The organism is bacterium (genome assembly GCA_035703895.1).
Taxonomy (GTDB): domain Bacteria; phylum Sysuimicrobiota; class Sysuimicrobiia; order Sysuimicrobiales; family Segetimicrobiaceae; genus Segetimicrobium.
Genome location: DASSXJ010000066.1, coordinates 1 through 7578 on the forward strand (window position 1 = coordinate 1; position 7578 = coordinate 7578).

Annotated in this window: 7 protein-coding genes; all 7 read left to right on the forward strand. The window is 63.6% G+C overall.

Annotation, left to right across the window (positions count from 1 at the left end):
• Window positions 1–653 precede the first annotated feature (653 nt).
• Window positions 654–1388 carry a GntR family transcriptional regulator gene (locus VFP86_04710; protein HET8998926.1) on the forward strand — a complete coding sequence of 245 codons (735 nt, stop codon included), beginning with the start codon at window positions 654–656 and terminating at the stop codon, window positions 1386–1388.
• A 13-nt stretch (window positions 1389–1401) separates the two neighbouring features.
• On the forward strand, window positions 1402–2598 hold the full coding sequence (gene uxuA / locus VFP86_04715; protein HET8998927.1) for a mannonate dehydratase: 1197 nt from the start codon (window positions 1402–1404) through the stop codon (window positions 2596–2598).
• On the forward strand, window positions 2595–4160 hold the full coding sequence (locus VFP86_04720; protein ID HET8998928.1) for a mannitol dehydrogenase family protein: 1566 nt from the start codon (window positions 2595–2597) through the stop codon (window positions 4158–4160). Before uxuA ends, VFP86_04720 begins: the two co-directional genes overlap by 4 nt.
• Entirely contained in the window at window positions 4069–4899 is an 831-nt protein-coding gene (locus VFP86_04725) for a transporter substrate-binding domain-containing protein (GenBank protein ID HET8998929.1), read from the forward strand. The genes VFP86_04720 and VFP86_04725 overlap by 92 nt, the downstream gene beginning before the upstream one ends.
• A 92-nt stretch (window positions 4900–4991) precedes the next feature.
• Window positions 4992–5657, forward strand: a complete 666-nt coding sequence (locus VFP86_04730) for an amino acid ABC transporter permease (protein ID HET8998930.1) — start codon at window positions 4992–4994, stop codon at window positions 5655–5657.
• Window positions 5654–6313 carry an amino acid ABC transporter permease gene (locus VFP86_04735; protein HET8998931.1) on the forward strand — a complete coding sequence of 220 codons (660 nt, stop codon included), beginning with the start codon at window positions 5654–5656 and terminating at the stop codon, window positions 6311–6313. The genes VFP86_04730 and VFP86_04735 overlap by 4 nt, the downstream gene beginning before the upstream one ends.
• 7 nt (window positions 6314–6320) lie before the next feature.
• Complete coding sequence (locus VFP86_04740) at window positions 6321–7103, forward strand: amino acid ABC transporter ATP-binding protein (GenBank protein HET8998932.1); 783 nt, start codon at window positions 6321–6323, stop codon at window positions 7101–7103.
• Window positions 7104–7578 lie beyond the last annotated feature (475 nt).

Here is a 7578-nt window from a genome sequence, read left to right on the forward strand (position 1 = left end):
CTATACCGAGCATAGCGAGGGTAGAGACGGTTAACAGTCGCCGGCGCGACACAAGTCGCTTTTGCCTCTGACCTTGCCCGGTCAAAAGACCGGTGACTTCGCCCGGGCGCGAAGAGAGGGAGTGGTTTCTTGACAACGCCGGAGCTGCGGTCCCCGTCAGCTGTCTGGAACACTTCTAGGAAGGCCACGAGTGCCTCCCAGCGGGCCCGCAAACAGCCGGGCAGGGATTTCTCATCCTAACGGTGGCCTCGGCCGGCATGGAACGGTCCTGGATGGCCCGGCGCACCCCTGGCGTCGGGTTCGTCGCAGCGTTCTCACTCTAGGTGTGCCGTTTGTGGTCCTGCCACCTGAAGGGGGGCAAACCTCAACCACACACAAGTCGTGGGCGCCGCCTGCCTCTGCAAAAGACGTTGGTCCATGCATCTACAGCGCTAGCAAACGGCGAGGTAAGCGAGGGTGGCTCAACGGGCTAGTGAAAACAGCACGACGGAGACCCTTGAATCGGGACTCGAAAGGATCTCCTTTTGAGCATACTGTCAGTCCCATGCGCACCGTCCGGATTCCAGGAACCTCGCCTCCAACCGGCGGGCGGCGTCGCGTTGCATCCCCAGGAGGCTTGCAACTTGTATACAAGTGTACTATGATAAAAAAAGGTGCTCAACTTGCCTGCTGTGTCGCACTTTTCCCGCTACGAGACGGCGCGCAGCCGAGGCGCGCGCCTTTATGGGCATCTGTACGCCGATATCCTGAGCGGCCGGCTGCGGCCCGGCGAGGCGCTGTCGGAAACGCGCCTCGCCGAACAGCACGGCATCAGCCGGACGCCGGTCCGCGAGGTGCTCCAGCGGCTCGTCAAAGAAGGCCTGCTTCGCGTCGTTCCGCAGATCGGGACATTCGTCGCGCCGATCAACCTCTCATCGGTCAACGGCAGCCAGTTCATCCGCGAGGCTCTTGAGTGCCGCGCCGTGCGCTTCGCCGCCGAGCGGGCGACGCGGGCGCAGATCGCCGAACTGCGCCGGCAGATCGTCAAGCAAGCGCAGGCGATCAAGTCCGAAGATCGTCTGACGTTCTTTCGGCTCGACGAAGTGATGCACCGCACCATCTTGGATATTGCAGGCCAGCCGCTGGTGTGGAGCCTGATCGCTTCGGTGAAAGCGCAACTCGACCGCGTGCGATATCTTTCGCTGGAAGATCGCGAATGGCTGACCATGATCTTCCGCCAGCACCGCGAGATCATCGGATGCATCGCAAGGCATGATCCGGTCGGTGCCGATCAAGCCATGCAGGATCATCTTCGCACGGTATTCGGCGCGATCTCGCGCATCGCCCAGCGGCACCCGGAGTTCTTTGAGCACGAGCCGCCGCTCGTGCTCAAGCAAGAATTCGCCTGAACGAGCGATCGCGATGGAACAGACGTGGCGTTGGTTTGGTCCGGACGATGCGATCTCGCTCTCCGAGATTCGTCAAACCGGTGCGGCCGGAATCGTCACGGCGTTGCATCAGATTCCTCATGGCGCCGTCTGGAGCCGTGACGAGATCGCCGAGCGCAAAAACGCGGTCGAAGCGGACAAGGCGGTTGGCTTGCGTTGGAGCGTCGTCGAAAGCCTGCCGGTCGCCGAGGCGATCAAGCAGGGCGAAGGCGATTTGACGGCGTTATTCGACAACTACCGGGCTTCGCTGCGCAATCTCGCGGCGCTGGGTGTCAAGACCGTCTGCTACAATTTCATGCCGGTGCTCGACTGGACGCGTACGCAGCTTGCCGCGCCGTGGCCGGGCGGCGGAACTGCCTTGCGTTTCGACGCGGAAGAATACGCGGCTTTTGACTGCTTCATCCTTCAGCGCAAGGGCGCCGAGGCGGAGCAGACGCCGGAGGTTCTCGCCCGCGCCCGCGCCTGGATAAGAACGGCGTCGGAAAGCGATAAGGACAAGTTGCTCGCGACCATCATGGCGGGGCTCCCCGGTGTCTATGAGCGTTACGATGTGCCGGGCCTGCGCCGCATGGTCGATCGCTATGCGGACATCGGCCATGAAGGCGTGCGCCAGAATCTCGCTCGGTTTTTGCGTGGGGTGGTGCCGGCCGCCGAGGAAGCCGGCGTCCGCCTTTGCATTCATCCCGACGATCCGCCGCGCCCGCTGTTCGGCCTGCCGCGCGTTGTCTCGACGCGGGACGATCTTGATTTCATCGTGAAGGCGGTAGACAGCGCGGCAAACGGCATCACGTTGTGTACCGGATCGCTGGGGTCCCGTCCCGGCAACGACCTGCCGGCAATCGCGCGGCGGTTCGCGCACCGCATCTATTTCGCGCATCTTCGCAATGTCACGAAGGAGCCGGATGGCTCGTTCGTCGAGGCTGATCATCTCGGCGGTGACGTCGATATTGTCGCGGTTGTGCGGGCCTTGCTGCATGAGCAGGCGCGCCGTAAGAGTGCGGGCGACGCGCAATGGCGCATTCCGATGCGGCCGGATCACGGGCACGAACTGCTGGATGACGCAGAGCGCAAGACGCATCCGGGCTATCCGCTGATTGGCCGTATGCGCGGTCTGGCGGAATTGCGCGGCGTAATGAGCGCAATCGCATCGACGGAGAGTTTACCGCTATGACGCCGCGCCTGTCGCGCCAAATGCTTGCGTGCCTTCCCGGCGCGGTGCGGCGGCCTGATTTCGACCCGGCCGGGTTGCGGACCGGCATCGTCCATATCGGTCTCGGCGTTTTTGCGCGGGCGCATCTCGGTTGGCATACGCAACCGCTGCTCGCCGGAGATCCGAGTTGGGGGATTCTCGGCGTCAGTCTGCGCAGCGCGGCGACGCGCGACGCTTTGGCGCCGCAGGACGGCCTCTATCTTTGTGCCGAGCGCGGAGGCAACGAGGAGCGTTTGACGGCCATGGGTGTCCTGACCGGCATCCTGGTCGGGCCGGAAAATCCCGCCGCAGTCGTCAGAGCCCTGGCCGATCCGGCGACGCGCATCGTCACTTTGAGCGTCACTGAGAAGGGTTATCATCGGCTACCGGCCCAGGGGGTGCTCGACGAAGACGATCCGTCAATTCGGCACGATCTCGCCAATCCGGATGCGCTGCGTACTGTACCGGGTTTCCTTGTGGCGGCGCTGCGGGCCCGCACGGCCGCGGGGGTGCCGCCGTTCACCGTTTTGTGCTGCGATAACCTGCCGGCCAACGGTAACTCCACGCGGCGCGTCGTCGTTCGTTTCGCCGAGCTGCTCGACCCCGCGCTCGGCCGGTTCATCGCGGACGAAGTCGCGTTTCCGAACACCATGGTCGATCGCATCGTCCCGGCGACTACGGATGGTGATCGCGAACGCATCGCGCTGGCGGCCGGCGTCCGCGATGCCTGGCCGGTGGTGTGCGAGCCTTTCAGCCAATGGGTGATCGAGGACCGGTTCCCGCTCGGCCGCCCGGCCTGGGAGCGCGCCGGGGCCGAGGTCGTCGGCGATGTGCATCCTTACGAGATGATGAAGCTGCGGATGCTCAACGGCAGCCATTCGGCCATTGCCTATCTTGGGCAGCTCGCCGGCTGGCAGACGGTTTTCGATGCGATTACCGAGCCGGCCATGGCTTTCTTCATCGATTCATTGATTGGGGAGGCAGCCGCCGCTCTGCGAATGCTTGCGTCGGTCGATCTTAGGGCGCATCGATCGGCTTTGCTGAAGCGGTTCGCCACTCCGGCGCTGCGCCATCGCACGGCCCAGGTGGCGACGGATGGATCGCAGAAAATGCCGCAGCGCCTGTTCGCCACCGCAGTGGATCGGTTGGCCGGCGGCCTAGACGTGCCCTGCGTCGCACTCGCCACCGCGGCCTGGCTGCGCTTCCTCCAGGGACGAAGCGACGACGGATCGCCGCTATCGCTGGACGATCCGAAAAAGGACGCGCTGCTCAAGGCCGCGCGCACCGCCGGCGATCCGCGTTCGCTGTGTGACACAATTTTCGCGATGGACGACATCGTTCCATCGGAGCTCGCGCGCGCGACGTTATTTCGGGACGGCGTCCAAGCCGCGCTTGAATCACTCACGACCCTCGGCGTTCGGGGGACACTCAACAAATGGAGGGAGAAGCGTCATGAGGAAAGGACTGACGGGAATGCTCGCAATCGCCGCCTTATTGGCGGCGGCATTATCAGCGACGGCACAGGACGTGCCCGCGCCGGGTAAGAGCCCGCGGATCGATGCGATCAAGAAGGCCGGTGCGTTGCGCGTCGGCGTGCTGGCCAACGCGCCGTGGCTGGTCGAGAATACGACGGGCGCCGGCGAGCATTGGTCAGGCCCCGCGTGGGACCTGGCGAAAGAATATGCTAAACGCCTCGGCGTGAAGCTCGAGCCGGTGCTGGTGTCGCACGAAACGAAGATCCCGGTTCTGGCGTCAAATCAGGTCGACATCTCGGTCACGCCGCTGGCCGAAACGCCGGAGCGGACCCGGGTGGTTGACTTCATTCTCTACTCCAGCACCAGCGTCTGCATGTTTGGTCGCGCGGACAATCCGAAGTTCGCCAAGGCCAAGACGGTGGACGATCTCAATTCGACGGACATCACCATCGCTTATTTCATCGGCGGCGCTGAGGAAGCCTGGGTGAAGCAGCGTTTCCCGAACGCGAAATACCTGGGTGTCGCCAATTCGGGGGCGACCGCGCCGCTGGAAGACATCATGGCGAAGCGGGCCGATGCCGCGCCCATCAACCGCATTCCCTATGTGCCGATGAGCCGCAAGGTGAAGGGCTTGGCGGCGCTGCCGAAGGAGAACAATTGCCAGAACAGCACCGAAAAGGCCCAGCCGGTCGGGGTCGCCATCGATAAGAACCAGCCGGAATTCCTCGCTTGGGCACGCGCGGTGGAGAAGGCGATCCATCCTCAGCTCGTGGCGTCCGAGCAGAAGGTGATCGACACCATGAAGTAGTGCGGCTTTACGTCGCCCACGACAGGCGGCGCAGCCCGGCAATGACGGGGCCGCGTTGCCGGCCTTCGCAGTGAGGTAGGGCTCCCACGGTCATAGACCTTGATTTCACCCCGGTCTTGGACAGCGCCTGGTTCCTACTCGGCGGGTTGGAGCTGACGCTCGCGCTCTCGCTCCTGACGGTGCTGTGTAGCCTGGTTCTCGGCGGCGCGATCGGCCTGGCACGCTGCTACGGGCCGGCTTGGCTGCGCTGGCCTCTGGTGTTCTACATCGACTCGATGCGTTCGGTGCCGGTATTCGTGGTGCTGGTCTGGACGTATTTCGCGCTGCCGCTGCTCACGGGCGTGATCCTGCCGCCGTTCTGGGCGGCGCTCGTCGCGTTGACGGCCCACATCGCCGCCTACGTGGCCGAGATCGTCCGCGCCGGCGTCGAGTCCATCCGCCCCGGCCAGTCGCGCGCCGCTTTCGCGCTCGGCATGTCGCGGTCGCAGGCGGTTCGCACCATCATCCTGCCGCAGGCGGTGGTGCGCATGCTGCCGGCTTTCGGCTCGATCCTGTCGATCACCATCAAGGACACGGCAATCGCCGCCGTGATCGCCGTGCCTGAGTATATGAACAAGTCGCAGACCGTCGCCGGTCAAAGCTTTCACCCGATCGAGGTCTTTCTCGTGGCGATGGCGGTCTATTTCATCATCCTGTTTCCCGTCACCCGCGTCGTCGACATGATCTACGCGCGGGTCGCTTATCTTGGCCGGTCATGAATTTCGATTGGTCCGTCGTTTGGCACAACGCCGACGCTTTGGTGGAAGGCACCAAGCTCACCGTTTTGCTCGCGGTGACAACGATGGCGATCTCCGTTCCCGGCGGCATCCTGCTCGCCGTGATGCGGCTGTCTAGCGCGCGCGTTCTGGTGGTCGCCAGTGCGAGTTTCACGGAGCTGTTCCGCAATCTGCCGCTGATCCTCGTGATCTACACGGTCTATTACGTGATGCCGGTCGCGACCGGCCTCAGCTTGCCGCCGGTCGTCACCGGCATCGTCGCGCTGAGCCTAAACGTTGCTGCCTATAATGGCGAGACGTTCCGCGCCGGCATCGCGTCGATTCGCAAGGGCCAGAGCGAAGCGGCCTATGCTCTCGGCATGACACGCTGGCAGACGATGCGCGACATCGTATTGCCGCAGGCGGTGCGACGGGTGCTCCCGGTGCTGGCGAGCACCTGGGTGTCGCTGTTCAAGGACACGTCGCTGGTATCCGTCATTTCCGTGGGTGAGCTTGCCTACAATTCGATGCGGGTGCGCTCGCAAACCTTCCGCGTGCTCGAAATGCTGACGGCGATGGCGGCGATATATTGGTTGCTGGGTTATCCGCAGGCCAAGCTGGTCGACTGGATCAACCGGCGCTACTCGGTCAAGGAATGAGTGCTGCATGGATACCGCCGACCGCACGATTTTGAGGAAAGGAAGCAGCCAGGCGCCCGCCTTGGTTTATCGCAACGTCATCAAGCGGTTCGCCAGCTTCGTGGCATTGGCGGGCGTATCGGCAGAGGTGCGCAAGGGCGAGGTGGTGTGCTTGATCGGGCCGTCTGGCTCCGGCAAATCGACGCTGCTTCGCTGCACCAACGGGCTCGAACTGATCGACGAGGGCGAGATCATACTCGACGGCGAACTCCTGCCGCCCGACTGGGAAGGCATGCGGCGCGTGCGGCAGCGCATGGGTATGGTGTTCCAGAATTTCGAGCTGTTCCCCCACAAAACCGCGCTGGGCAACGTGACCATCGGGCCGATGACCGTGCTTGGGCTGTCGCGGGAGGCGGCCGAGAAGCGCGCGCTCGCTTTGCTCGAAAAAGTCGGGCTCGCGGATAAGGCCGCGAGCTATCCCTCCCAGCTATCGGGCGGACAGCAGCAGCGCGTTGCCATCGCCAGGGCCCTGGACATGGAGCCGGAGGTGATGCTATTCGATGAGCCGACCTCGGCGCTCGACCCCGAAACGATCGGCGAGGTGCTCAACGTGATGACTCGGCTTGCCAGGGAGGGCATGACCATGATCGTGGTGACGCACGAGATGACGTTCGCGCGTCTGGTCGGCGATTGGATCATCGTCATGGACCGCGGGGCCATCATCGAGCAGGGACCGCCGAAGCAGATTTTCGAGGCGCCCACGGTCGAGCGCACGCGCGACTTCCTCAGCCATCTGGGCTGGTCGGGCTGAGGCGTCAGCCCAGAGAACCCGTGCCTGATGATGCTGCATAGGATTGGCGTTGTACTGCGTGGTTCACACGCCACTCTACCGCAAGTGATATTTTGGTTGCGATTCCGAAGTTGATCGCTGCTGTCACTCATTGGAGCAAGCGTTGAGTACCGGTGTCCTCCTTGCATGTCGTTCCGCGGGAGCTGCCGCCGCGATGAGCCGGCATTCCGACTACTTTGGCGGCACTCCGGTCCTCTACCGCCTTTCTCACATTGTCTGGCTGAGACTCCACCGCCGGAGCTAGAAGAGCCTGATCCACGAATCCGGCACCTTCCTGGATCGGGCACACAGCTTCCCGTTCGCCCGCTTGAGCGTCGTCAACGAGGCGTGAAGCTTCTTGGCTTCCGCCTGGATCTCACTGCCGACCCGGCGTCAGTCCTTCAGTTCCTCCCGTAGGAACTCTATCGCGTCTCGAGCTATGGCCACTACGAACAAC

Bases quoted from the DNA above. Each gene is read 5' to 3' on its own strand.
- VFP86_04725 (HET8998929.1), top strand. From the start codon at position 4,069: ATGAGGAAAGGACTGACGGGAATGCTCGCAATCGCCGCCTTATTGGCG.
- VFP86_04740 (HET8998932.1), top strand. From the start codon at position 6,321: ATGGATACCGCCGACCGCACGATTTTGAGGAAAGGAAGCAGCCAGGCG.
- VFP86_04720 (HET8998928.1), top strand. From the start codon at position 2,595: ATGACGCCGCGCCTGTCGCGCCAAATGCTTGCGTGCCTTCCCGGCGCG.
- uxuA (HET8998927.1), top strand. From the start codon at position 1,402: ATGGAACAGACGTGGCGTTGGTTTGGTCCGGACGATGCGATCTCGCTC.
- VFP86_04735 (HET8998931.1), top strand. From the start codon at position 5,654: ATGAATTTCGATTGGTCCGTCGTTTGGCACAACGCCGACGCTTTGGTG.